This window comes from Burkholderia pyrrocinia, from assembly GCF_018417535.1.
In the GTDB taxonomy this organism is placed as follows: Bacteria; Pseudomonadota; Gammaproteobacteria; order Burkholderiales; family Burkholderiaceae; genus Burkholderia; species Burkholderia pyrrocinia_E.
In genome coordinates this window covers 524,993-546,401 of sequence record NZ_CP070977.1, presented here as the reverse complement: position 1 = coordinate 546,401, position 21,409 = coordinate 524,993, and the positions used below count along the sequence as shown (strand labels likewise).

Genomic DNA, 21,409 nt, shown 5'->3' with positions numbered 1-21,409 from the left:
GCGCGACGCCCTTATTCCGCGCGCACGGGCACGCGGCCGGCGACCGCGCACATCAGCTCGTAACCGATCGTGCCGCAATGGCGGGCGACGTCGTCGATCGGCAGTGCGTTGCCCCACAGCTCGACGCGTGCACCGACGCCCGCCTGCGGGCACGGCGTCAGGTCGACGGTGATCATGTCCATCGACACGCGGCCGACGATCCGCGTGCGGATGCCGTCGACGATCACGGGCGTGCCTTCGGGCGCGACGCGCGGATATCCGTCCGCATAGCCGCACGCGACGACGCCGATCCGCATCTGCGCCTGCGCGGAGTACGTCGAGCCATAGCCGATGGCCTGGCCCTTCGCGATCGTTTGCACCGCGATCAACTCGGACGCGAGCGTCATCGCGGGCTTCAGCCCCGTGTCGGCGATATCGGACGACAGCCCCGACGGCGACGCGCCGTACAGCACGATTCCCGGCCGCACCCAGTCGAAGTGCGTATCCGGATGCCACAGTACGGCGGCCGAGTTCGCGAGACTGCGCGCGCCGGCGATATTTTCCGCACCGCGCTCGAACGTCGCGAGTTGCTCGGCGACGCCGCGCTCGTTGTCCGCGTCCGAAAAATGGGTCATCAACGTGATCTGTCCGATGCCGGGGCACGCGCGGGCGCGCTCCCAGGCCGCGCGGTATTTTTCCGGCACGTAGCCGAGCCGGTTCATCCCGCTGTTCATCTTGAGCTGCACGTTGACGGGCTTCGACAGCCGCGCCGTTTCCAGCATCCGCATCTGCTCGTCGTTGTGGACCGTCGTCGTCAGGCTGTAGCGGTCGATCACGTCGATGTCGGTCGACCGGAAGAAGCCTTCGAGCAGCAGGATCGGGCCGGCCCAGCCGAGCTCGCGCAGCTTCACGGCCTCGTCGAGGTCGAGCAGGCCGAAACCGTCGGTGCCGCGCAGGCCGGGAAACGCGCGGGCGAGACCGTGGCCGTACGCGTTGGCCTTGACGACCGCCCAGACCTTGGACGGGCCGGCAAAGCGGCGGACGACGGAGAGATTGTTCGCGAGAGCGGCGGTGTGGATGGTGGCGGAGATCGGGCGCGGCATGGGAAATTTACGTAAAGACGCTTGCGAATCATCAGCTTACCGCGCCTTTTGAGCACCGAAGCCGACAATTTGCGGAACGATCGGGGAATCTTGCTAGTCCGAATTGGCGTATTTTCATGTTATAAAGCCGTGCGCACAACCCATTTCGAACGGAATAAGCCGATCGCATATCAGGCGGCCTACGCGGCCCTGCCGCAGCGACGAAAGCATCGCATCAGATGAAAAAAGGTTTTTACACCATCATGGCCGCGCAGTTTTTCTCGTCGCTGGCCGACAATGCGCTACTCATCGCCGCCATCGCCCTGCTGAAAGACCTCCACGCCCCCAACTGGATGACACCGCTGCTGAAGCTGTTCTTCGTGTTGTCCTATGTGGTGTTGGCGGCGTATGTCGGTGCTTTCGCGGATTCGCGCCCGAAGGGTCGCGTGATGTTCATCACCAACTCGATCAAGGTGATCGGCTGCCTGATCATGCTGTTCGGCGCCCACCCGCTGATCGCGTACGGGATCGTCGGATTCGGCGCCGCGGCCTACTCGCCCGCGAAGTACGGGATTCTCACCGAGCTGCTGCCGGCCGACCGGCTGGTCGCCGCGAACGGCTGGATCGAAGGCACGACCGTCAGTTCGATCATCCTCGGCACGGTGCTCGGCGGCGCGCTGATCAGCCCGCACATCGCGTCGCACGTGATCGCGCACACGCCCAACTGGATCGGCACGCCCGCCGAAGCGGCGATGGCGATCATCATGGCGATCTACGTGATCGCCGCGCTGTTCAACCTGCGCATTCCCGATACGGGCGCCCGTTATCCGAAGCAGGAGCGCGGCCCGGTCAAGCTCCTCACGGATTTCGCCGACTGCTTCATGGTGCTGTGGCGCGACAAGCTCGGCCAGATCTCGCTGGCGGTCACGACGCTGTTCTGGGGCGCGGGCGCGACACTGCAGTTCATCGTGCTGAAGTGGGCCGAGGTGTCGCTCGGCATGTCGCTATCGGAAGGCGCGATCCTGCAGGCCGTGGTCGCGGTCGGCGTCGCGGCCGGCGCGATCGCCGCCGCGGCCAGGATCCCGCTGAAGAAGTCGCTGACCGTGTTGCCCGTCGGCATCATCATGGGCATCGCGGTGATGCTGATGGCGTTCTACACGCGCGACCTGTTCCCGTCGCACTGGGCCGTGCATTTCGGCCACCTGCGCATGCCCGTCTACCTGATCGTCGCGTATATCTTCCTGATCTGCGTCGGCGCGCTGTCGGGCTACTTCGTCGTGCCGATGAACGCGCTGCTGCAGCATCGCGGCCACGTGCTGCTGTCGGCCGGCCACTCGATCGCGGTGCAGAACTTCAACGAGAACCTGTCGGTGCTCGTGATGCTGTGCCTGTATGCGGTGCTCGTGTGGCTCGACGTGCCGGTCGGCGTCGTGATCGTGCTGTTCGGCACGTTCGTCTGCCTGACGATGTGGCTCGTGATGCGCCGCCACCAGGCGAACCAGCGTCAGTTCGACTCGGTCGCGCTGATCGGCGAATCGCGGCACTGACGCTACACTTCCCGTTTCCGTCCGCCAGCGCCGGTCTTCGAGCCGGCGCGTTGCCATCATGACGCACCCGATACCCAACATCCTGACGATCGCCGGCTCCGATTCGGGCGGCGGCGCAGGCATCCAGGCCGACCTGAAGACGTTCTCCGCGCTCGGTGCGTACGGCGCCAGCGTGATCACCGCGCTGACCGCGCAGAACACGCGCGGCGTGACGGGCGTGCACGCGCCGGACGCCGCGTTCGTGACCGCGCAGCTCGATGCGGTGTTCGACGACCTCCGCATCGACGCGGTCAAGATCGGGATGCTCGCGAACGCGGCGATCGTGCACGCGGTAGCCGACGCGCTGCGCCGTTACGCGCCGCGCTTCGTCGTGCTCGACACGGTGATGATCTCGAAGAGTTCGCACGCGCTGCTCGCGCCCGACGCGGTCGACGCGCTGCGCGACGCACTGATGCCGCTGGCGACCGTCGTCACGCCGAACCTGCCCGAAGCGGCCGCGCTGCTCGGCGACTCGCCCGCGACCACCGAAGACGACATGGTCCGGCAAGGGCGGGCGCTGCTGCAGACGGGCGCGCGCGCCGTGCTGATGAAAGGCGGCCACCTGCCCGACGCGTCCGCGAGCCCCGACTGGCTCGTCGATGCGGCGCGCACCGTGCGGCTCGACGGCCCGCGCGTGCCGGTCAGCAACACGCACGGCACGGGCTGCACGCTGTCGTCGGCGATCGCCGCGCTGCTGCCGCAGCAGCCCGATCTCGAAAGCGCGGTGCGCGAAGCGAAGGCCTACCTGACCGGCGCGATCGCCGCGAGCGGCCGCCTCGACGTCGGCCACGGCGTCGGCCCTGTCCATCACTTCTATCGCTGGTGGTAAGCGCCGCCTGACGCGGCGTCAGTTGTCCTGCGCCGCGAACGCCTGCGCCCGCGCCGGCCAATCGTCGGGCACGACGAAACCGCGCGCCGTCTCGCGCCACGTGCCATCGTCGCCCTTCTCATGGATGCCGATCAGGTCGGGAGCCTGACGCGTCGCCAGCACGCGCGGCAACTCGCATGCAGCCGCCAGCGGTTCGGGTTCGAAGCCTGCGTCGGCGGCAGCGCGCCGCGGCGCGAGCCACGCAAGCCGCGGCAACACGCTCCACGCAACGCCGGCACGCTGCGCGGCCGCCCACGCCGGCCACTGCGCATGCGTCAGCCAGAAACCGCGCGGATGATCCGGCGCGATTTCAGCGGACACCGGCGGCAACGGCGCGCCGTGCGGATAGAACAGCCAGCCCCTGATGAACATCTGTGCGTCGGACGGCGCGCCGTAGCCGAGCAGCGCAAACCCGGCCCGATCGCCGAGCCGAAGCTGGTGGTCGAGCAACCGGCTGCGCTTGCGGTCGAAGCGGTCGACGAGATTGGGGCCGACGAAGTCGGCAAGCGATGCGCCGCCGCGCACCGGCGCGCACAGATAACACTTCACCGCGAGTTCCCAGTGCAGGCGCTGCCCGCCTGGCGCATCGACGAGAAAATCGACTTCGCCGAGCGTCAGGCCGTTGCTGCGCAGCGGGAGATTGGCCGCGACGAGCCGCAGCGACGGTCCGTGCGTGAGGAAATACTCGAGCAGGCATTCGGCGTAGCGGCCGAGCCGGGTGGGCCGCAACCCGTCGAGCGCGCGGCGCAGCGGCTCGGGCGCTGCATCGAGCGCGGCGAGCCATGCTTCGACGGCCGACTGTCCGGCCGCATCCGGCCACGGTTGCGCGAGCGGCGCACCGGGTGCCGCGGTCAGCAGGCTCGGGCTCGCGAGCAGCCAGCCCAGATCGCGAACCGCGGCGTCACGCAGCGTATCGACGAATGCGAACGCCGCGCCGGTCGTCATTGCCCGGCCGGCCCGTTCGCGTCGGTGCCCTCGGCGCGCCGGAACGTGTCGCGTGCGAGGCACAGATCGGCCCACGCCTTCGACTTGTCCTGCAGGCTGCGCAGCAGGTACGCCGGGTGGTAGGTGACGATCACCGGCACACCTTCATACGCATGCACGCGGCCGCGCAGCGACGCGATGCTGGCGTCCGTCTTCAGCAACGTCTGCGCGGCGAAGCGGCCGAGCGCGACGATCAGCTTCGGCTTCACGAGCGCGACCTGGCGCTGCAGATAAGGCTCGCAGCTCGCGACCTCGTCCGGTTCCGGGTTGCGGTTGCCGGGCGGCCGGCACTTGATCACGTTCGCGATGTACACGTTGTCGCCGCGCTTGAGCGCCAGCGACTGCAGCATGTTGTCGAGCAGCTTGCCGGCCTGGCCGACGAACGGCTCGCCCTGCTTGTCCTCGTTCTCGCCCGGCGCTTCGCCGATCAGCATCCAGTCCGCTTCACGGTCGCCGACGCCGAACACGGTGTTGGTCCGCTTCTCGCACAACCGGCAGCGCGTGCAATCGGCCACGCGCGCGGCCAGCGCATCCCAGTCGAGCATCGCAACCGGCGTTTCGGCGGGACGCGATCCGGCTGCCGGCACGGGATCGCCCGGCGGCGCCGCGTCGAACCACGCGAAATCTTCGGGCGCGTCGTCCATCGGCGGCATCGCATCGGCGGAAGCCGCCGGCGCGCGTGCGCGATCGCCATCGACGACACGGCGCGCCGGTATGCCCGAAGCCGGTACGCCCGACTCACGAGCCGGCGAAGCCTCCGCAGCACGCACGACGGCCGGCGGCGCATCGTCCTGCACCGGTGCGCGCATCGCGCGCGCCGGCCGATCGGCCGCGACCGCGGACACGTCGTCCGCCGCACCGGTTTGCGCGATGGCGGGCGTTTCGGCTGCCGCGCCTTCGTCCGCGCGCTGCCCGCGCCGCACCCAGATCTGCGCGAGGCCCATTTCCTCGAGCACCGCTTCAGCCCACGCCATGCGCGTCCCCCTCGTCCTTGTTCAGCGTCAGACGCATCACGATCGCGTCCTCCCGGCCGCGATGCTTCGCCGGATAGTAGTTCTTGCGCCGGCCGATCGTCACGAAGCCGAAACGCTCGTACAGATGGATCGCGCGCGGATTGGACGGCCGCACCTCGAGCAGCACGCCGTCGAGCCGTTCCGCGCGCGAAATGCGCACGGCCTCGCGCAGCAGTGCGAGGCCCGCGCCCGCACGCTGCGCGTCCGGTGCAACGCACAGGTTCAGCAAGTGCATCTCGTCGACCACCGGCATCAGCACGCAGTAGCCGATCAGCGAACCCGTCACGTGCCGCAGGCACACGCCCAGATAGCCGTTGCGCAACGAATCCTCGAAGTTGCCGCGGCTCCAAGGGAATTCGTACGCGACGTGCTCGATCGCAACGACCTCGTCGAGATCGGCATCCGTCATCGGCGCCAGATAGCGCTCGCTCAGCAGTACACCCGTCATCCCTTCGCCCCGCCCGTCTGCGCGGCCCGCGCCGCGACCCGTTCGGCCGTCGTCTGCGCGACCTTGTCGCGCACGTATTCGGGCGCGGCCTGATCGGCCGGCACCGTGCGCCCGGCTCGGAACGCGCGCAGCGCGGCATGCGCGATCGCCAGCGCATGCGGCAATGCTTCGCCGTCGATCACGGCCGCGCGCGTCGCGGCCGGCAACTGCGCGCCGAACGCGGCAGCCGCATTGCCTGCGAGCGTGAACGGCACATCGGGCACGCCGACGGCGCCCGGCGCGTCGAGCGACGCCGGATGCAGCGTGCGCCAGTCGCCGGCGCTGTCGTCCCACGCGAAGTCCGCCCAGTAGGCTTCGTCCATCCGCGCGTCCAGCGCGGCGAGCACGCGGGTCGTGCCGGACGCGCGCAGCCGCGCGTGCTCCGCGCACGCGAGCAGCGTGCCGATCGGCACGACCGGCAGCCCGCGCCCGAATGCGAGGCCCTGGGTAATGCCGGTCGCGGTGCGCAGGCCCGTGAACGAGCCGGGGCCCGCGCCGAACGCGATCGCGTCGCAATCGGCGAGCGTCAGCCCCGATTCGGCGAACAGCTCCTGGATCGCCGGCAGCACGCGCGTGCTCGACACGGCGCCCGTCAGTTCGTGGCGGACCCAGGTTTGCGGGGTGGAAACGGCGTCATCGGCCTGAGCCGAGCGCAGCAGCGCGACCGAGCAGTATTCGGTCGACGTATCGATGGCGAGGAGCACTGTTTGCGTCATGGCCGACATTGTAATGCGGCGCCCCGCTCGCACGGGCGATCGGGCCCGATCTGTGCACGCGCGCGGCGCCGGCGGCGGTTTGGAAGGATCGCTCGACCCCGCGCGGCGGTCCGCTTGTTAAGATCGCCCGACCTGAAACCCTTACGGAGACACCCGATGAGCGAACTCACCGCCCAATTCGACCAGGCCCAGATCGACGTCAAGCAACTGACGGAACGGCCGGGCAACCTGACCCTGCTGCGCCTGTACGCGCTCTTCAAGCAGGCGACCGACGGCGATGCCCACGGCGACAAGCCGGGCTTCACCGACATCGTCGGCAAATACAAGTACGACGCATGGGATGCGCTGAAGGGCACGTCGCAGGATGCGGCGAAGCAGCAGTACATCGAACTCGTCGAATCGCTGAAAAACGGCACGGCCTCCTGACCGAACCGCTCCCGACGCAATAGGCAATCAAATCAGTGGCGCAGCGCAGCAAATTTCTTTATAATGCGGCCTGCGTCACCTCCCGCGCTCGGCTCGCAAGCCGTTCCGGCCCGACGCCTCGTAGCGTTAAGCTCCAATCCGGTTTAGAACCTGTCCCCTCCTGCTTCGACCCTCGCGGTCGTCACTTATCAGGCTGGCGGCCCCGCTCCTGAAGCGCGCCGCACCCAAAACAGCTTCTAATGCCTCATCCGCCGACTGTTCGGCGGATTGCACCCGTTTCCCGATTTGCTCGCTGAATCCGACGACTTGGGTATGCGCGATTGGCGCCGACGTTTCACCCACTGTGTTTCAAGGATTGTTATGACTTCGAGCATCAACTCCAGCCCGCTCAACGCGATCGCCGACCAGGCGCTCGGTCTCGACGACGCCGCCGCACCGGCCGCGGTCGAACCGGCGTCGGACGAGCCGAGCTTCGCGTCGCTCGGGTTGTCGCCGGAGATCGTCTCCGCGCTGGAGGCCGCCGGCTATGTGAAGCCGACGCCGGTCCAGCAGCGCGCGATTCCGGCCGGCATCGCCGGCCGCGACCTGCTGGTGTCGAGCCCGACCGGTTCGGGCAAGACGGCCGCATTCATGCTGCCGGCGATCGAACGTTTCGCGCAGCTCCAGAAGACGCAGGCGCAGCAACCGCGTGCGCCGCGCGAACCGAACCAGGGCGACCGCCGCGTGCGCCGCCCGCAACCCGTCGCGCGCCCGGGCCTGCTCGTGCTGACGCCGACCCGCGAACTCGCGATGCAGGTCACCACGGCCGCATCGACCTACGGCAAGCACCTGAAGCGTCTGCGCACGGTCAGCATCCTCGGCGGCGTCGCCTACGGCCAGCAGCTGATGCTGCTCGCGAAGAACCCCGAAATCCTGGTCGCCACGCCGGGCCGCCTGCTCGATCACCTCGAGCGTGGCCGCATCGACCTGTCCGAGCTGAAGATGCTCGTGCTCGACGAAGCCGACCGCATGCTCGACATGGGCTTCATCGACGATATCGAAACGATCGTCGCGGCAACGCCCGCGTCGCGCCAGACGATGCTGTTCTCGGCCACGCTCGACGGCAAGATCGGTTCGCTGACGGGCCGCCTGCTGAAGGATCCGGAACGCATCGAGATCCAGCAGCGCCTCGAATCGCGCACGAACATCGCGCAGACCGTGCACTACGTCGACGACCGCGATCACAAGGATCGCCTGCTCGATCACCTTCTGCGCGACGACGCGCTCGACCAGGCGATCATCTTCACGGCGACCAAGATCGACGCGGACCAGCTCGCCGGCCGTCTCGCCGACGCTGGCTTCGAGTCGGCCGCGCTGCACGGCGACCTGCCGCAGGGCGCGCGTAACCGCACGATCCGTGCGCTGCGCGAGCGCCGCGTGCGCGTGCTGGTCGCGACGGACGTCGCGGCACGCGGTATCGACATCCCGGGCATCACGCACGTATTCAACTACGACCTGCCGAAGTTCGCGGAAGACTACGTGCACCGTATCGGCCGTACGGGCCGTGCGGGCCGTTCGGGCACCGCGGTGAGCCTCGTGCACCACGCCGAGCAGGGCGCGCTCAAGCGCATCGAGCGCTTCGTGCGCGCGCCGCTGCCGGTCAACGTGATCGAAGGTTTCGAGCCGCGCAAGGCTCCCCCGCGCAACGGCGGCACCGGCGGCCGTGGCCGTCCGGGCGGCGGTAACGGCGGCGGTCGACGTTTCGGCGGCAAGCCGGGCGGCGGTCATGGCGGCAACGGCCGCAGCTACGGCGGCGGCAATGGCGGCGGCTGGAGCGGCAAGCCGGGCGGCAGCCGTGACGGCGGCCCGCGTCGCGACGGCCAGCGTAGCAGCGGCCCGCGCCGCGGCAACTCCGCGTCGTAAGCACGCACGGGCGGCCGCTGGCCGCCCCACGGATGGCCACCCCGCCAATCCAGCCAACCGGCGCATCTGCGCCGGTTTTTTTTTCGCCTTGCCGCACATTTCACGATGCGGAAAATTTTTTTGCGTCGTAAAAAATCATGTTGCGTGGCACAACCCAGACGATTGCAGGATGGGAAAAGTCATTTCTTATCTCGAAATTACAAATTCAAGCCATTGATTTAAAACAACTAAAAAATTACGCACTTCCTGAGGCAGCCCCTGTTTCGCTCCGGCCGATTTGCCTAGACTCTTATACAAGACTTCACGAAACGGAACGCACCGCTCCCCGCTTCGAGAACGGCATCACCACCGTCAGATTCGACCCATTAGGCAACACACCGCATCAAGGAGCTCATCATGTCGCGTCAGCAACAGGCACAGGAACTGCAAAAGCAATGGGAAACCGATCCGCGCTGGAAGGGCATCAAGCGCGGCTACTCGGCCGAGGACGTGGTCCGCCTGCGCGGCTCGATCCCGATCGAGCACACGCTGGCCAAGCGCGGCGCGGAAAAGCTGTGGAGCCTCGTCAACAATGAGCCGTTCGTCAACGCACTCGGCGCACTGACCGGCAACCAGGCGATGCAGCAGGTGAAGGCCGGCCTGAAGGCCATCTACCTGTCCGGCTGGCAAGTGGCCGGCGACGCGAACGTCGCGGGCGAAATGTACCCGGACCAGTCGCTGTACCCGGCGAATTCGGTGCCGCTCGTCGTGAAGCGCATCAACAACACGCTGACGCGCGCCGACCAGATCCAGTGGTCGGAAGGCAAGAACCCGGGCGACGAAGGCTACGTCGACTTCTTCGCGCCGATCGTGGCTGACGCGGAAGCCGGTTTCGGCGGCGTGCTGAACGCCTTCGAACTGATGAAGGCGATGATCGAGGCAGGCGCCTCGGGTGTTCACTTCGAAGACCAGCTCGCTTCGGTGAAGAAATGCGGCCACATGGGCGGCAAGGTGCTCGTGCCGACGCGCGAAGCCGTCGCAAAGCTGTCGGCTGCGCGTCTCGCGGCCGACGTGATGGGCACGCCGACCGTGCTGGTCGCACGTACCGACGCGGAAGCAGCCGACCTGATCACGTCCGACGTCGACGACAACGACAAGCCGTTCCTGACGGGCGAGCGCACGGTGGAAGGCTTCTTCCGCACGAAGCCGGGCCTCGAGCAGGCGATCTCGCGCGGTCTCGCGTACGCGCCGCACGCCGACCTGATCTGGTGCGAAACCGGCAAGCCGGATCTCGAGTACGCGAAGAAGTTCGCGGAAGCGATCCACAAGCAGTTCCCGGGCAAGCTGCTGTCGTACAACTGCTCGCCGTCGTTCAACTGGAAGAAGAACCTCGACGACGCGACGATCGCGAAGTTCCAGAAGGAACTCGGTGCGATGGGCTACAAGTTCCAGTTCATCACGCTGGCCGGCTTCCATGCGCTGAACTACTCGATGTTCAACCTCGCGCACGGCTATGCCCGTACGCAGATGAGCGCGTTCGTCGAACTGCAGCAGGCCGAGTTCGCGGCAGCCGACAAGGGCTTCACTGCCGTCAAGCACCAGCGTGAAGTCGGCACCGGCTACTTCGACGCAGTGACGCAGACGGTCGAGCGCGAAGCATCGACGACCGCGCTGCACGGCTCGACCGAGGACGAACAGTTCTTCGACGGCAAGAAGGTCGCGTAACACGCGCAAGCGTCGCGCCGATGCCGCGCCGTCTCGCAAGCGGCGCGGCATCGGCCACAGAACAACAATCAGGGAGGAGACGGCAGGCGCGCGATACAGATCGCGCGACCGGCCGCGCGGCCTGCGGGCCGCCAGCAACGACGCGCGCCGGCTCTGTCCGGCGCGCCCTTTTTCTGCGCTGCCGATCCAGTTGCCGCCCGCGCGGCCACAACCGGCGCCGCCCTACCGATAGACGATCACCGGAATTTTCGTATGGGTCAGCACGCGCTGCGTCTCGCTGCCGATCAGCAGGCTGCCAAGCCCGCGACGTCCGTGGGACGCCATGAAGATCACGTCGCAACCGCCGCGTTCGGCCGCCTCGATGATGCCGAGATACGGCGACGGATGCACGCTCGTCCACGTGTCGCAGACGACGCCGGCCGCCTTCGCGGCCGATTCGACTCCGTCGAGATGCGCGCGCGCCTCGCGCTCGCTGCGCGCCCGGAAATCGGCGGGCGGCTCGATGATCACTTCGGAAAACGGCGAGTACGGATACTGCGGCAGGCACGCGTAGGCCGTCACGCGTGCGCCGACCGCGCGAGCCAGGTCGATCGCGCCGTCGATCGCCTTTTGCGACAGTTCGGAACCGTCGGTTGGAACGAGGATGTGCTGGAACATCGCGCCCTCCTTCGTCAATCGCACTCCGCGCGCCGCGATCCCGTTCGAGCCGGCCGCGACGCGTCGGTTACGTCACCTACGATTGTAGTGTGCGAAACGGCGCAACCGGCACCGGCAGCGGGTTCGCCCTCATATCGGAAACGCGCGGGCACACGCGGCCTACTCGCCCCAGTAACCGGGCCGCTCGTACGTGTGTTTCAGGTAATCGAGAAACAGGCGCACGCGCAGCGGCAGGTGCCGGCGCTGCGGAAATACCGCATGGATGCCGATCGGCGGCGCCGCAAACGCGTCGAGCACGCTGACGAGCCGGCCGGCCGCGATGTCCTCGCCGACTTCCCACCACGAACGCCACGCCAGGCCGTATCCGGCGAGGCACCACTCGTGCAGCACCGCGCCGTCCGAGCACTCCATCGTACCGTTCACGCGGATCGACACGACCTTGTCGTCCTCCTGGAACGCCCAGCCGCGTTGCTGGTTCGCGTTCGCCGCGAGCGCGAGGCAGTTGTGCCGCGCCAGCTCCGCGAGCGTGGCCGGCGTGCCGCGCCGCGCGAGATACGCGGGCGACGCGACGCACACGCGGCGATTCTCGCCGAGCTTCAGCGACACCAGCGACGAATCGGGCAGTTCGCCGAGCCGCACCGCGCAATCGAACCCTTCGTTGACGAGGTCGACCATCCGGTCGGACAGGTCGAGCGTGACCGACACGTCCGGATGCCCGACGCTGAATTCGGGCACGAGCGGCGCGACGTGCCGCCGGCCGAAACCCGCCGGCGCGGAAATGCGCAGGTGGCCGCTCGCCTTGACGCCGCCGGCGGACACGCTCGCCTCCGCGTTCTGCATGTCGTTGATGATCCGCTGGCAATCCTCGAGGAATGCCGATCCCTCGAACGTCAGCGTGAGCTTGCGCGTGGTGCGCACCAGCAACTTGACGCCGAGCCGCTCCTCGAGCGCGTCGAGGCGGCGGCCGATGATCGCCGGCGCGACGCCTTCCGCGTGCGCGGCCGCCGACAGGCTGCCCTTCGTCGCGACCGCGGCGAACGTTTCGATCTGTTTGAACCGGTCCATGACTCGCAGGGCGGCACCGCCGCCCTTCAAATAGCTTAAACCGTTCAAGATTAGGTATATGAAAGTAAAAGATCAAGTGATGATTAGCGTCTTTTTTAGTACCTACGATCACGAATAGAATCGATTCGACCTCTGAAACTGGAGCGCAAGGCTATGTCGGCCACAACGACACTCTCCTCTCCCGACGCAATCCTCTTCGACGCATTCGGCACGTTGTTTGACGTGCGCGCGGTCGTGCCCGCGGCAGAGCAGATGTTTCCCAGTCACGGGGAACGGTTGTCGCAGCTGTGGCGACGCAAGCAAATCGAATACTCGCAGTTGCGCACGCTCGCCGATCCGGCCGGCGCCCGCTATCGCCCGTTCCGGGACATCACGCTCGATGCGCTGCGGTTCGCCGCGCGCGCGCTCGGCCTCGCGCTGAACAGCGCGGCCGAGAAGCGCCTGATGGACGAATACGCGTGCCTGTCCACCTATCCCGATACGGTGCCCGCGCTGCGCAAGCTGCGCGCGCTCGAGCCGCGCCCGCCGCTCGCGATCCTGTCGAACGGCAACCCGCAGATGCTCGACATCGCGATCAAGAGCGCTGGCATGTCCGGGCTGTTCGATCGCGTGCTGTCGGCCGACACCGTGCGCGCGTACAAGCCGAGTCCGGCCGTCTACGCGCTCGGCACCGCCGCGTTCGGGCCAAACCCGCGCGGCATCGTGTTCGTGTCGTCGAACGCCTGGGACGTCACCGGTGCCGCGTGGTTCGGCTACACGACGTTCTGGCTCAACCGCACGGGCGCGCCCGCCGAGGAACTCGGGGCGCCGCCCGACGGCACGGGCACCGGCATGGCCGACCTGCTCGCATTCCTCGCCACCCCGGCTCCGTCCGGCAGACACGCAAACCGCACGCGCCCCGGCCCGGGTGCATGACGCTCGCAGCTGCCGCCTTCCCCCTTCACCGAAACCGCAACTGACCGACCAAGGAGATGAGACTCATGAGCACCCCGATCACGCTGCCGCAAGGCATGGCGATCACCGGCGAAATCAAGCCGGCTTACGAAGCGATCCTGACGCCCGAAGCGCTCGCACTCGTCGCAGCGCTGCACCGCACGTTCGAACCGCGCCGCCGGGCGCTGCTGCAGGCGCGCGTCGAGCGCACGAAACGCCTCGACGCGGGCGAGCGCCCGGACTTCCTCGCCGATACCAAGGCGATCCGCGAAGGCGACTGGAAGGTCGCGCCGCTGCCGGCCGACCTGCAATGCCGCCGGGTCGAGATCACGGGCCCCGTCGAGCGCAAGATGATCATCAACGCGCTGAACTCGGGCGCCGATTCGTACATGACGGACTTCGAGGATTCGAACGCGCCGAGCTGGACCAACCAGATCGACGGCCAGATCAACCTGAAGGACGCGGTGCGCCGCACGATCTCGCTCGAGCAGAACGGCAAGTCGTACCGGTTGAACGACAAGGTCGCGACGCTGATCGTGCGTCCGCGCGGCTGGCACCTCGACGAGAAGCACGTGACGGTCGACGGCCAGCGCGTGTCCGGCGGCATCTTCGATTTCGCGCTGTTCCTGTTCCACAACGCGAAGGAACTGATCGCGCGCGGCTCGGGCCCGTACTTCTACCTGCCGAAGATGGAAAGCCATCTCGAGGCGCGCCTGTGGAACGACATCTTCGTCGCCGCGCAAGAAGCGATCGGCGTGCCGCGCGGCACGATCCGCGCGACGGTGCTGATCGAGACGATCCTCGCCGCGTTCGAGATGGACGAGATCCTGTACGAACTGCGCGAGCACAGCTCGGGCCTGAACGCCGGCCGCTGGGACTACATCTTCTCGGCGATCAAGAAGTTCAGGAACGACCGCGAATTCTGCCTGGCCGACCGTTCGAAGATCACGATGACGGTGCCGTTCATGCGCGCATACGCGCTGCTGCTGCTGAAGACCTGCCACAAGCGCAACGCGCCGGCGATCGGCGGGATGAGCGCGCTGATCCCGATCAAGAACGATCCGGAAGCGAACGACAAGGCGATGGGCGGCGTGCGCTCGGACAAGCAGCGCGACGCGACCGACGGCTACGACGGCGGCTGGGTTGCACACCCGGGCCTCGTGCCGATCGCGATGGAAGAATTCGTCAAGGTGCTCGGCGACCAGCCGAACCAGATCGCGAAGCAGCGCCACGACGTGCAGGTCGAAGGCAGGAACCTGCTCGACTTCCAGCCCGAAGCGCCGATCACCGAAGCCGGCCTGCGCAACAACATCAACGTCGGCATCCACTACCTCGGTGCGTGGCTCGACGGCAACGGCTGCGTGCCGATCCACAATCTGATGGAAGACGCGGCCACCGCCGAGATTTCCCGTTCGCAGGTGTGGCAGTGGATCCGCTCGCCGAAGGGCGTGCTCGACGACGGCCGCAAGGTCACGGCCGAACTCGTGCGTGAATTCGCGAAGATCGAGCTGGGCAACGTGAAGCGTTCGGTCGGCGGCAACACGCAGCCGTACGAGCGCGCCGCGGCGATCTTCGAGCAGATGTCGACGTCGGAAGGCTTCACCGAATTCCTGACGTTGCCGCTGTACGAGGAAATCTGACGAAGCGGCCCGCTGCGATCGGCGGCCGGCCACGTCTGTCGCCGGTCGCACGCGGCGACCACATGAAAAAAGCGCCCCGCGGGGCGCTTTTCCTTTTGCGGCAAGACCCGATGCCGCATGGATGCTCAGGCGGTTTCCCGCTCGCGCCGGTGCTGGACCCAGTCGCCCGACGCGATGCGTGGACGCCCGGCTGCCGCGTGCGCGGCGACCGGATAATACAGGCATGCGTACTGTCGGCCGCCGAGCTCGACGGTCACCTGTTCCGGCTTGAACAGCGAGTCGACGCCCGGATAAACGCGCTCGATCTCGTCGAGCACGGGAACGAGCTGCTCATCGACCTCGTAGACATCGCCCCAGACCAGCGACTTGCCGGCCGGCCCGACGATCATCCCCGGATACGTGCCGAAATCGTACAGCTCGCCCGGCAGCGCGACCGCGCCAAGCAGCATCGGCGCGGCGATCCCGTGCCGCGCGGCCGCATGGCCGATGTCGTTGGTCTCTCCGGCTCTCAGGGTGCCGTAGACGAATACGTAGCGCATCTTGGTTCTCCTCTTCGATTCGTGTGTTGCCGTGTTCGCGCGCGATTCGTGCGAAATTGCGCACGCATCGATAGACCACGGGATCGGCCCGATGGTTCTGACCGGCAAGCGCGCGGCCCCGGATAGTCGCCCCGAATTAGCCCGGCCCCATACAAAGTTCATTTGACCACGGCATGATCGCCCGAAAAACCGCCGCATGCGCTTGCGCGGCGCCTTCTAAAATAACGGCATCGCCGCCGCGCAGCCCGAACCGTCCATGAATCCGCCCGTCCAAGCCGACGTATCGAACCCATACGACGTCATCGACATCCCGCCCGAATTCGCGCCGACCGCCGTCCATCCGATGCGCGTGCGCGCACGGCAGGTCGACGCCGGCCGCCGCATCCCGCTGCACACGCATGCGTGGGCACAGCTCGCGTACGCGTCGCGCGGCGTGCTGCGCGTCGCGACGACCGGTACGACGTGGATGGTGCCGCCGTCCCGCGCGATCTGGGTGCCGCCGCGCGTGACGCACGAGGTCGTGATCGTCGAGGAAGCGTATTTGCGTACGCTGTATATCGACGAGTCGATCGTGCCGGACGGGCTCGACGCGTGCCGTGTCGTCGAAGTGACGGGATTGCTGCGCGAACTGATCGTCGCACTCGATGCGCGCGACCTGAGCACCGCGCGCGAGCGCCTGCTGTGCGGGCTCGTGCTCGACGAGCTGAGCCATGCCGAGCCGCTGCCGCTCGCGGTGCCGATGCCCGACGAGAAACGGCTGCGCATGCTGTGCGAATCGGTACTCGCGCAACCCGCGCATGCGGAATCGCTCGAACACTGGGCCAGCGAGGTCGGCGCGAGCACGCGCACGATTTCGCGGCTCTTCAAGCAGGAACTGGGCGTGAGCTTTTCGCAGTGGCGCCAGCAGGCGCTGCTGGCGCGGGCGATCCCGCTGCTGAACCAGGGGCGCCCGCTGTCGCATATCGCGCGCGAACTCGGCTACCAGAGCCAGAGCGCGTTCTCGGCGATGTTCCGCCGTGCATTCGGCGAAAGCCCGCGCGCGTTCATGCTGCGCGGCTACGAGCACCGCGGCGCGGAAGGCCGCAGCGCGGACGACGAAGCGCCGGACGACGACGCGATCGACGCTGCCCGCTGAGCGCCGCGCTCCGGATCGTCAACCCTTCAGACCGGCCGCACCATGTGGCGAATCGAGCCGAGTTGCGCGAGCCGCGAGCCGGCGACCCGGTAGCCCATGCGCAGGTAGAGACGCGCGGCGGGGTTGTCGACGAACACGCGCAACTGCAGTTCGTGCAGACCGCGCGCACGCGCCCAGCGGTGCGACATGTCGAGCATGTAGGTACCGGCGCCCTGCCCGCGATGGCCGGCCGCAATCTGGACGTCGCGGATATGCAGCGAGTCGCCTTCCTCGGTCACGCGCAGCACGCCGATGCGCTCGCCGTCGGCCTCGAGGATGAAATTTTCGGATTCGCGCCAGCTCGCAAAGAACAGGTCGCTGCGCCACACGAGCCCATGGCGCTTGTAGTAGCCGCCCATGTTGCCGTGCGTCAGCGCTTCGGCAAACGGGAAATCGCCGGGCTCCGCGGGCCGGAGCTGATACAGGAGTCGCAGGTCGGTCGGATCGAGCATCGCGCAGGGGTCAAGAACGCATCCCGCCACGATAGCGCAGTCGCGCGCGGATGCAATCGCGAATTTCTCGTAGCGGCGCGGCGCAGGACGTAGAGGCGCGGGGGGCGGCAGACGCAACCGGAAACGCAAATGAAAAAGCCCGCGCGAGGCGGGCTTCTTCATTTTCTGGCGGAGCGGACGGGACTCGCCTACATCCCGCAGGCCGCGGCTGCGCTTGCAAGCGCAGCCCTTCGAGTCCCGCCGGAAGCCGCGCAGGCGGCTTCCTCCACTCCACAGTCACGCGCCCGAAAACGGGCGCAACAACGGGACGCACAAACGAAAATGCCCGCACAAGGCGGGCACTTTCGTTTGTTTGGCGGAGCGGACGGGACTCGAACCCGCGACCCCCGGCGTGACAGGCCGGTATTCTAACCGACTGAACTACCGCTCCAGTCTTGCTGCTTGCCTGGCAGGCGTCGGTTGCTTCCTGCCGGCGCGTCGTTTGTTCGAACGACGCCGAAATCTGGCGTCCCCTAGGGGATTCGAACCCCTGTACTCACCGTGAAAGGGTGATGTCCTAGGCCTCTAGACGAAGGGGACTACGTACTGCTTACATCCTTAATGCAAAAGCCCGTTCAAAAACGTTTTTTTTACGGGCTTCGTTCTGGCGGAGCGGACGGGGCTCGAACCCGCGACCCCCGGCGTGACAGGCCGGTATTCTAACCAACTGAACTACCGCTCCAGCTTTTTCTTCACCCCGCTTGCAGGACCTCGTTCACGTTCCTGCAAGCGTTGCGACACTTCTGACGAAACGCCGCTGAATCTGGCGTCCCCTAGGGGATTCGAACCCCTGTACTCACCGTGAAAGGGTGATGTCCTAGGCCTCTAGACGAAGGGGACAACGTACTGCTTACATCCTTAATGCAAAAGCCCGCTCAAAAACGTCTTGAACGGGCTTCGTTCTGGCGGAGCGGACGGGACTCGAACCCGCGACCCCCGGCGTGACAGGCCGGTATTCTAACCGACTGAACTACCGCTCCAGCTTTCTTACCCAACCCGCGGGACGTCGGTTACGTTCCTGCGAGCCTCGCGACACTTCTACGAAACGCCGCTGAATCTGGCGTCCCCTAGGGGATTCGAACCCCTGTACTCACCGTGAAAGGGTGATGTCCTAGGCCTCTAGACGAAGGGGACAAAATCTTTTCAGATCTGTCTGACTTTCGCTATTCACTTCTCATCAACAGCGAAGGCCGGAATTCTAACTGCTTTAGATCGTTCTGTGAAGCATTTATTACTACCACTGCTGCTTCGCAAATCAATCCAATTTGTTCTGTTGGTGGAGGTAAGCGGGATCGAACCGCTGACCTCTTGCATGCCATGCAAGCGCTCTCCCAGCTGAGCTATACCCCCTTGCAGAACAGAAATGAGATTATATGGACCGACTTTGAACTTGTAAATACCCTTTTTGCGATTCGAGCGAAATTTTTTGCGAAGCTGCCGCGATCTCACGCGCAGACAGCTTCGCTCGCGCACGAACCTCAGGCCAGCGCGGCCGCGATGCGCGACACCACGACGTCGCGACCGAACAGCACGAGCACCGCATCGATCGACGGCGTGTGCGTGGTGCCCGCCACCAGCAGGCGCACCGGCATCGCGAGTTGCGGCATCTTCAGCTTGTGCGTGCCGAGCGTCGCCTTCAGCGCAGCGGACACCGCTTCCTTCGTCCAGTCGGCCGCCTTCAGCGCGACGACGAGATCGGCCAGCGCCGGCCGCACCACATCGGTCACGTGCTGCGCAAGCGCGTCGGCTTCCGGTGCCGGCACGCGGTAGAACATCGCGGCGCCCTCCGCGATCTCCTTGACCGTCGTCGCGCGATCCTTCATCAGGCCGACCACGGCGTCGAGCGCCGGGCCCGTCGCGATCGCCGCGTCGTCGATGCCGAGCGCGTCGAGGAACGGCTTCGCGAGTGCGGCGAGGCGCGCGTTGTCGGCTTCCTTGATGTAATGCGCGTTCAGCCAGCTCAGCTTGCTGTGGTCGTACTGCGCGGGCGACTTGCCGAGATGCTCGAGATCGAACCATTCGACGAACTGCTCGCGCGAGAAGATCTCCGCGTCGCCGTGCGACCAGCCGAGGCGCGCGAGATAATTGACGACCGCTTCGGGCAGGAAGCCCGCGTCGCGGTACGCCATCACGCTCATCGCGCCATGCCGCTTGCTCATCTTCTCGCCCTGCTCGTTCAGCACGGTCGGCAGGTGTGCATAGACGGGCGCCTCGCCGCCGAGCGCATTCAGGATGTTGATCTGGCGCGGCGTGTTGTTCACGTGGTCGTCGCCGCGGATCACGTGCGTGATGCCCATGTCCATGTCGTCCACCACCACGCAGAAGTTGTAGATCGGCGTGCCGTCCGGGCGCGCGATCACGAGGTCGTCGAGTTCCTCGTTCGAGATCTCGACGCGCCCCTTCACGGCGTCGTCCCACACGACCGTGCCGGTCAGCGGATTGCGGAAGCGCAGCACGGGCTTCACGCCTGCCGGCGGCTCGGGCAGCACCTTGCCGGGCTCCGGGCGCCATGTGCCGTCGTAGCGCGGCTTCAGGCCGGCCTCGCGCTGGCGTTCGCGCAACGCGTCGAGTTCCTCGGCCGACATGTAGCACGGGTACGCGAGGCCCTTCTCGAGCATCTGCGCGAGCACCTCGCGATAACGGTCCATCCGCTGCATCTGGTAGATCGGGCCTTCATCGAAATCCAGGCCGAGCCACTGCATCCCCTCGAGGATCGCATCGACCGCTTCCTGCGACGAGCGCTCGACGTCGGTATCCTCGATGCGCAGCACGAACGTGCCCTTCATCTTGCGGGCGAACGCCCACGGATAGAGCGCGGAGCGAATGTTGCCAAGGTGGATGAAGCCGGTGGGACTCGGCGCGAAGCGGGTACGGACAGGACGGGTCATAAACGGTAACTCGAACGCCTGGGGCGCATGAATGATTCGACGCGGGATCGACGGCGGCAGCGCGGACAACAACGGGGCCGGCGACGCCCGGAACGGAAAAGAAGCCGGAATTATACTCGTGCCTGACATCGCGCCAAGCGCACCGCTTGCTTTATGATGTGCGCGCCGTGGCCGCCAGCCGGCGCGGCGCCGACCGCCCGGAACCCGCCGCGCGGCCGCTCGGAACCTATCGCCGCCGCGGGCCGTATGACCCGCCGCCAAGCCGCCGGAGAACCATTCGATGTCGTCCCCTCGCCTGTCGCGCCGCCACTTCACGATCGCGTGCGCGTCCGCCAGCCTCGCCGCCTGTACGTCGTTCGGCGGCAAGTCCCGCCCCGACAACGCATCCAGCCCCACGCAGCCGCACGAGAAGCCCGTGAAGATCGGCATCGCGCTCGGCGGCGGCGCCGCGCGCGGCTTCTCGCACATCGGCGTGCTGAAGGCGCTCGAGGCGCGCGGCATCCCGATCGAGATCGTCGCGGGCACCAGCGCCGGCTCGGTGGTCGGCGCACTCTACGCGTCGGGCATGAGCGCACTGCAGATCAACAAGATCGCGCTCGACATGGACCAGGCATCGATCAGCGACTGGGCGCTGCCGTTCCGCTCGCGTGGCCTCCTGCAGGGCGTCGCACTGCAGAATTTCCTGAACAAGACGCTCAACAACCGGCCGATCGAGAAGATGGCGAAGCCGCTCGGCGTCGTCGCGACGGATCTGCAGAGCGGCCAGCCGATCCTGTTCCAGCAAGGCAACACGGGGCTCGCGGTGCGCGCGTCGTGCAGCGTGCCGTCGGTGTTCGAACCGGTGAAGATCGGCAATCGCGAATACGTCGACGGCGGCCTCGTGAGCCCGGTGCCCGCGTCGTACGCGCGCAAGATGGGCGCGAGCTTCGTGATCGCGGTCGACATCTCGGCCCGGCCGGACGGCGCGGCGACCAACAACCCGATCGAGATGCTGCTGCAGACCTTCACGATCATGGGCCAGACGATCAAGACCTACGAACTCGACAAATACGCCGACGTCGTGATCCGCCCGAACCTCGCGGCCATGGGCGGCAGCGACTTCAACCAGCGCAACGCAGCGATCCTCGCGGGCGAGGAAGCGGTCGCGCGCATCATGCCGGAACTGCAGCGCAAGCTCGCGGCGGCGCGCGGCACGGCTGCCGCGTAAGAAGCACGCCATTCGCGAGGCGGGACGGCATGCGCCGCCGCCCCGCGACCGGCGGAACGACTTCCGCG

Annotated in this window: 19 protein-coding genes and 7 tRNA genes; 9 read left to right on the top strand and 17 right to left on the bottom strand. The window is 66.9% G+C overall.

Annotation, left to right across the window (positions count from 1 at the left end; translation table 11 throughout):
* Positions 1-11 precede the first annotated feature (11 nt).
* A complete protein-coding gene (alr, locus tag JYG32_RS02530) occupies positions 12-1,082 on the bottom strand; it encodes an alanine racemase (RefSeq protein ID WP_174382548.1) in 1,071 nt (356 codons plus the stop codon).
* 218 nt (positions 1,083-1,300) lie between these two features.
* Between alr and lplT the strand changes: the two genes are divergently transcribed.
* Together lplT and thiD are read left to right on the top strand one after the other, a co-directional pair.
* Positions 1,301-2,608: a lysophospholipid transporter LplT gene (gene lplT / locus JYG32_RS02525; protein WP_174382547.1), complete on the top strand. Its 1,308-nt coding sequence runs from the start codon at positions 1,301-1,303 to the stop codon at positions 2,606-2,608.
* Between the two features lie 58 nt (positions 2,609-2,666).
* The gene (gene thiD, locus JYG32_RS02520; RefSeq protein ID WP_213264543.1) at positions 2,667-3,476 is read left to right on the top strand and encodes a bifunctional hydroxymethylpyrimidine kinase/phosphomethylpyrimidine kinase; all 810 of its coding nucleotides are present in this window, start codon (positions 2,667-2,669) and stop codon (positions 3,474-3,476) included.
* 18 nt (positions 3,477-3,494) lie between these two features.
* Here thiD and JYG32_RS02515 read toward each other — a convergent pair whose 3' ends face one another.
* Genes JYG32_RS02515 through tsaB form a run of 4 tightly spaced genes read right to left on the bottom strand, consistent with a single transcriptional unit; the run spans position 3,495 to position 6,724 of the window.
* Positions 3,495-4,460: a DUF1853 family protein gene (locus JYG32_RS02515; protein WP_213264542.1), complete on the bottom strand. Its 966-nt coding sequence runs from the start codon at positions 4,458-4,460 to the stop codon at positions 3,495-3,497.
* Positions 4,457-5,473, bottom strand: coding sequence for a uracil-DNA glycosylase (locus JYG32_RS02510; RefSeq protein ID WP_213264541.1), 1,017 nt, complete (start codon positions 5,471-5,473; stop codon positions 4,457-4,459). Before JYG32_RS02510 ends, JYG32_RS02515 begins: the two co-directional genes overlap by 4 nt.
* A complete protein-coding gene (rimI, locus tag JYG32_RS02505; RefSeq protein WP_174382543.1) occupies positions 5,460-5,960 on the bottom strand; it encodes a ribosomal protein S18-alanine N-acetyltransferase in 501 nt (166 codons plus the stop codon). Before rimI ends, JYG32_RS02510 begins: the two co-directional genes overlap by 14 nt.
* Positions 5,957-6,724 (bottom strand): tRNA (adenosine(37)-N6)-threonylcarbamoyltransferase complex dimerization subunit type 1 TsaB, encoded by a 768-nt coding sequence (gene tsaB / locus JYG32_RS02500; RefSeq protein ID WP_213264540.1) that lies wholly within the window; start codon positions 6,722-6,724, stop codon positions 5,957-5,959. Before tsaB ends, rimI begins: the two co-directional genes overlap by 4 nt.
* A gap of 147 nt (positions 6,725-6,871) precedes the next feature.
* Here tsaB and JYG32_RS02495 point away from each other — a divergent pair, with 147 nt between their 5' ends.
* The 3 genes from JYG32_RS02495 to aceA all read left to right on the top strand — a co-directional run bounded on the left by JYG32_RS02495 (position 6,872) and on the right by aceA (position 10,747).
* Positions 6,872-7,141, top strand: coding sequence for an acyl-CoA-binding protein (locus JYG32_RS02495; protein ID WP_011352486.1), 270 nt, complete (start codon positions 6,872-6,874; stop codon positions 7,139-7,141).
* A 360-nt stretch (positions 7,142-7,501) separates the two neighbouring features.
* On the top strand, positions 7,502-9,043 hold the full coding sequence (locus tag JYG32_RS02490) for a DEAD/DEAH box helicase (protein ID WP_213264539.1): 1,542 nt from the start codon (positions 7,502-7,504) through the stop codon (positions 9,041-9,043).
* 396 nt (positions 9,044-9,439) lie between these two features.
* Positions 9,440-10,747 carry an isocitrate lyase gene (aceA, locus tag JYG32_RS02485; RefSeq protein WP_174380423.1) on the top strand — a complete coding sequence of 436 codons (1,308 nt, stop codon included), beginning with the start codon at positions 9,440-9,442 and terminating at the stop codon, positions 10,745-10,747.
* Positions 10,748-10,969: 222 nt separating this feature from the next.
* Here aceA and JYG32_RS02480 read toward each other — a convergent pair whose 3' ends face one another.
* Positions 10,970-11,404 (bottom strand): universal stress protein, encoded by a 435-nt coding sequence (locus tag JYG32_RS02480; protein ID WP_174380424.1) that lies wholly within the window; start codon positions 11,402-11,404, stop codon positions 10,970-10,972.
* A 159-nt stretch (positions 11,405-11,563) separates the two neighbouring features.
* Positions 11,564-12,469 carry a LysR family transcriptional regulator gene (locus JYG32_RS02475; protein WP_174380425.1) on the bottom strand — a complete coding sequence of 302 codons (906 nt, stop codon included), beginning with the start codon at positions 12,467-12,469 and terminating at the stop codon, positions 11,564-11,566.
* Positions 12,470-12,622: 153 nt separating this feature from the next.
* Here JYG32_RS02475 and JYG32_RS02470 point away from each other — a divergent pair, with 153 nt between their 5' ends.
* Together JYG32_RS02470 and aceB are read left to right on the top strand one after the other, a co-directional pair.
* The gene (locus tag JYG32_RS02470; RefSeq protein ID WP_213264538.1) at positions 12,623-13,384 is read left to right on the top strand and encodes a haloacid dehalogenase type II; all 762 of its coding nucleotides are present in this window, start codon (positions 12,623-12,625) and stop codon (positions 13,382-13,384) included.
* Positions 13,385-13,449: 65 nt separating this feature from the next.
* Entirely contained in the window at positions 13,450-15,042 is a 1,593-nt protein-coding gene (gene aceB / locus JYG32_RS02465) for a malate synthase A (protein ID WP_213264537.1), read from the top strand.
* A gap of 125 nt (positions 15,043-15,167) precedes the next feature.
* Here the strand turns inward: aceB and JYG32_RS02460 are convergent, their stop codons facing one another.
* The gene (locus JYG32_RS02460) at positions 15,168-15,581 is read right to left on the bottom strand and encodes a gamma-glutamylcyclotransferase family protein (RefSeq protein ID WP_213264536.1); all 414 of its coding nucleotides are present in this window, start codon (positions 15,579-15,581) and stop codon (positions 15,168-15,170) included.
* A gap of 256 nt (positions 15,582-15,837) precedes the next feature.
* Here JYG32_RS02460 and JYG32_RS02455 point away from each other — a divergent pair, with 256 nt between their 5' ends.
* Positions 15,838-16,716 carry an AraC family transcriptional regulator gene (locus JYG32_RS02455; RefSeq protein WP_213264535.1) on the top strand — a complete coding sequence of 293 codons (879 nt, stop codon included), beginning with the start codon at positions 15,838-15,840 and terminating at the stop codon, positions 16,714-16,716.
* 26 nt (positions 16,717-16,742) lie between these two features.
* Here the strand turns inward: JYG32_RS02455 and JYG32_RS02450 are convergent, their stop codons facing one another.
* The 9 genes from JYG32_RS02450 to gltX all read right to left on the bottom strand — a co-directional run bounded on the left by JYG32_RS02450 (position 16,743) and on the right by gltX (position 20,134).
* Positions 16,743-17,207, bottom strand: coding sequence for a GNAT family N-acetyltransferase (locus JYG32_RS02450; protein WP_174380430.1), 465 nt, complete (start codon positions 17,205-17,207; stop codon positions 16,743-16,745).
* Between the two features lie 353 nt (positions 17,208-17,560).
* Positions 17,561-17,637, bottom strand: a tRNA-Asp gene (locus JYG32_RS02445).
* 73 nt (positions 17,638-17,710) lie between these two features.
* Positions 17,711-17,786 (bottom strand) — tRNA-Glu (locus tag JYG32_RS02440).
* A gap of 65 nt (positions 17,787-17,851) precedes the next feature.
* Positions 17,852-17,928 (bottom strand) — tRNA-Asp (locus JYG32_RS02435).
* Between the two features lie 82 nt (positions 17,929-18,010).
* A tRNA-Glu gene (locus JYG32_RS02430) sits at positions 18,011-18,086 on the bottom strand.
* Between the two features lie 63 nt (positions 18,087-18,149).
* Positions 18,150-18,226: transfer RNA gene (locus JYG32_RS02425), tRNA-Asp, on the bottom strand.
* A 78-nt stretch (positions 18,227-18,304) separates the two neighbouring features.
* Positions 18,305-18,380 (bottom strand) — tRNA-Glu (locus JYG32_RS02420).
* Positions 18,381-18,520: 140 nt separating this feature from the next.
* Positions 18,521-18,596: transfer RNA gene (locus JYG32_RS02415), tRNA-Ala, on the bottom strand.
* A gap of 128 nt (positions 18,597-18,724) precedes the next feature.
* The gene (gene gltX / locus JYG32_RS02410) at positions 18,725-20,134 is read right to left on the bottom strand and encodes a glutamate--tRNA ligase (RefSeq protein WP_174380431.1); all 1,410 of its coding nucleotides are present in this window, start codon (positions 20,132-20,134) and stop codon (positions 18,725-18,727) included.
* A 280-nt stretch (positions 20,135-20,414) separates the two neighbouring features.
* On the opposite strand from gltX, the gene JYG32_RS02405 reads away from it, so the two are divergent.
* Positions 20,415-21,341: a patatin-like phospholipase family protein gene (locus tag JYG32_RS02405; protein WP_213264534.1), complete on the top strand. Its 927-nt coding sequence runs from the start codon at positions 20,415-20,417 to the stop codon at positions 21,339-21,341.
* Positions 21,342-21,409: the final 68 nt, after the last annotated feature.

Coding starts and splice junctions, on each gene's coding strand:
- aceA (WP_174380423.1), top strand. CDS start 9,440: ATGTCGCGTCAGCAACAGGCACAGGAACTGCAAAAGCAATGGGAAACC.
- rimI (WP_174382543.1), bottom strand. CDS start 5,960: ATGACGGGTGTACTGCTGAGCGAGCGCTATCTGGCGCCGATGACGGAT.
- gltX (WP_174380431.1), bottom strand. CDS start 20,134: ATGACCCGTCCTGTCCGTACCCGCTTCGCGCCGAGTCCCACCGGCTTC.
- JYG32_RS02480 (WP_174380424.1), bottom strand. CDS start 11,404: ATGTTCCAGCACATCCTCGTTCCAACCGACGGTTCCGAACTGTCGCAA.
- JYG32_RS02470 (WP_213264538.1), top strand. CDS start 12,623: ATGTCGGCCACAACGACACTCTCCTCTCCCGACGCAATCCTCTTCGAC.
- tsaB (WP_213264540.1), bottom strand. CDS start 6,724: ATGTCGGCCATGACGCAAACAGTGCTCCTCGCCATCGATACGTCGACC.
- JYG32_RS02455 (WP_213264535.1), top strand. CDS start 15,838: ATGAATCCGCCCGTCCAAGCCGACGTATCGAACCCATACGACGTCATC.
- JYG32_RS02510 (WP_213264541.1), bottom strand. CDS start 5,473: ATGGCGTGGGCTGAAGCGGTGCTCGAGGAAATGGGCCTCGCGCAGATC.
- JYG32_RS02475 (WP_174380425.1), bottom strand. CDS start 12,469: ATGGACCGGTTCAAACAGATCGAAACGTTCGCCGCGGTCGCGACGAAG.
- lplT (WP_174382547.1), top strand. CDS start 1,301: ATGAAAAAAGGTTTTTACACCATCATGGCCGCGCAGTTTTTCTCGTCG.
- thiD (WP_213264543.1), top strand. CDS start 2,667: ATGACGCACCCGATACCCAACATCCTGACGATCGCCGGCTCCGATTCG.
- aceB (WP_213264537.1), top strand. CDS start 13,450: ATGAGCACCCCGATCACGCTGCCGCAAGGCATGGCGATCACCGGCGAA.
- JYG32_RS02460 (WP_213264536.1), bottom strand. CDS start 15,581: ATGCGCTACGTATTCGTCTACGGCACCCTGAGAGCCGGAGAGACCAAC.
- JYG32_RS02495 (WP_011352486.1), top strand. CDS start 6,872: ATGAGCGAACTCACCGCCCAATTCGACCAGGCCCAGATCGACGTCAAG.
- JYG32_RS02515 (WP_213264542.1), bottom strand. CDS start 4,460: ATGACGACCGGCGCGGCGTTCGCATTCGTCGATACGCTGCGTGACGCC.
- JYG32_RS02490 (WP_213264539.1), top strand. CDS start 7,502: ATGACTTCGAGCATCAACTCCAGCCCGCTCAACGCGATCGCCGACCAG.
- JYG32_RS02450 (WP_174380430.1), bottom strand. CDS start 17,207: ATGCTCGATCCGACCGACCTGCGACTCCTGTATCAGCTCCGGCCCGCG.
- alr (WP_174382548.1), bottom strand. CDS start 1,082: ATGCCGCGCCCGATCTCCGCCACCATCCACACCGCCGCTCTCGCGAAC.
- JYG32_RS02405 (WP_213264534.1), top strand. CDS start 20,415: ATGTCGTCCCCTCGCCTGTCGCGCCGCCACTTCACGATCGCGTGCGCG.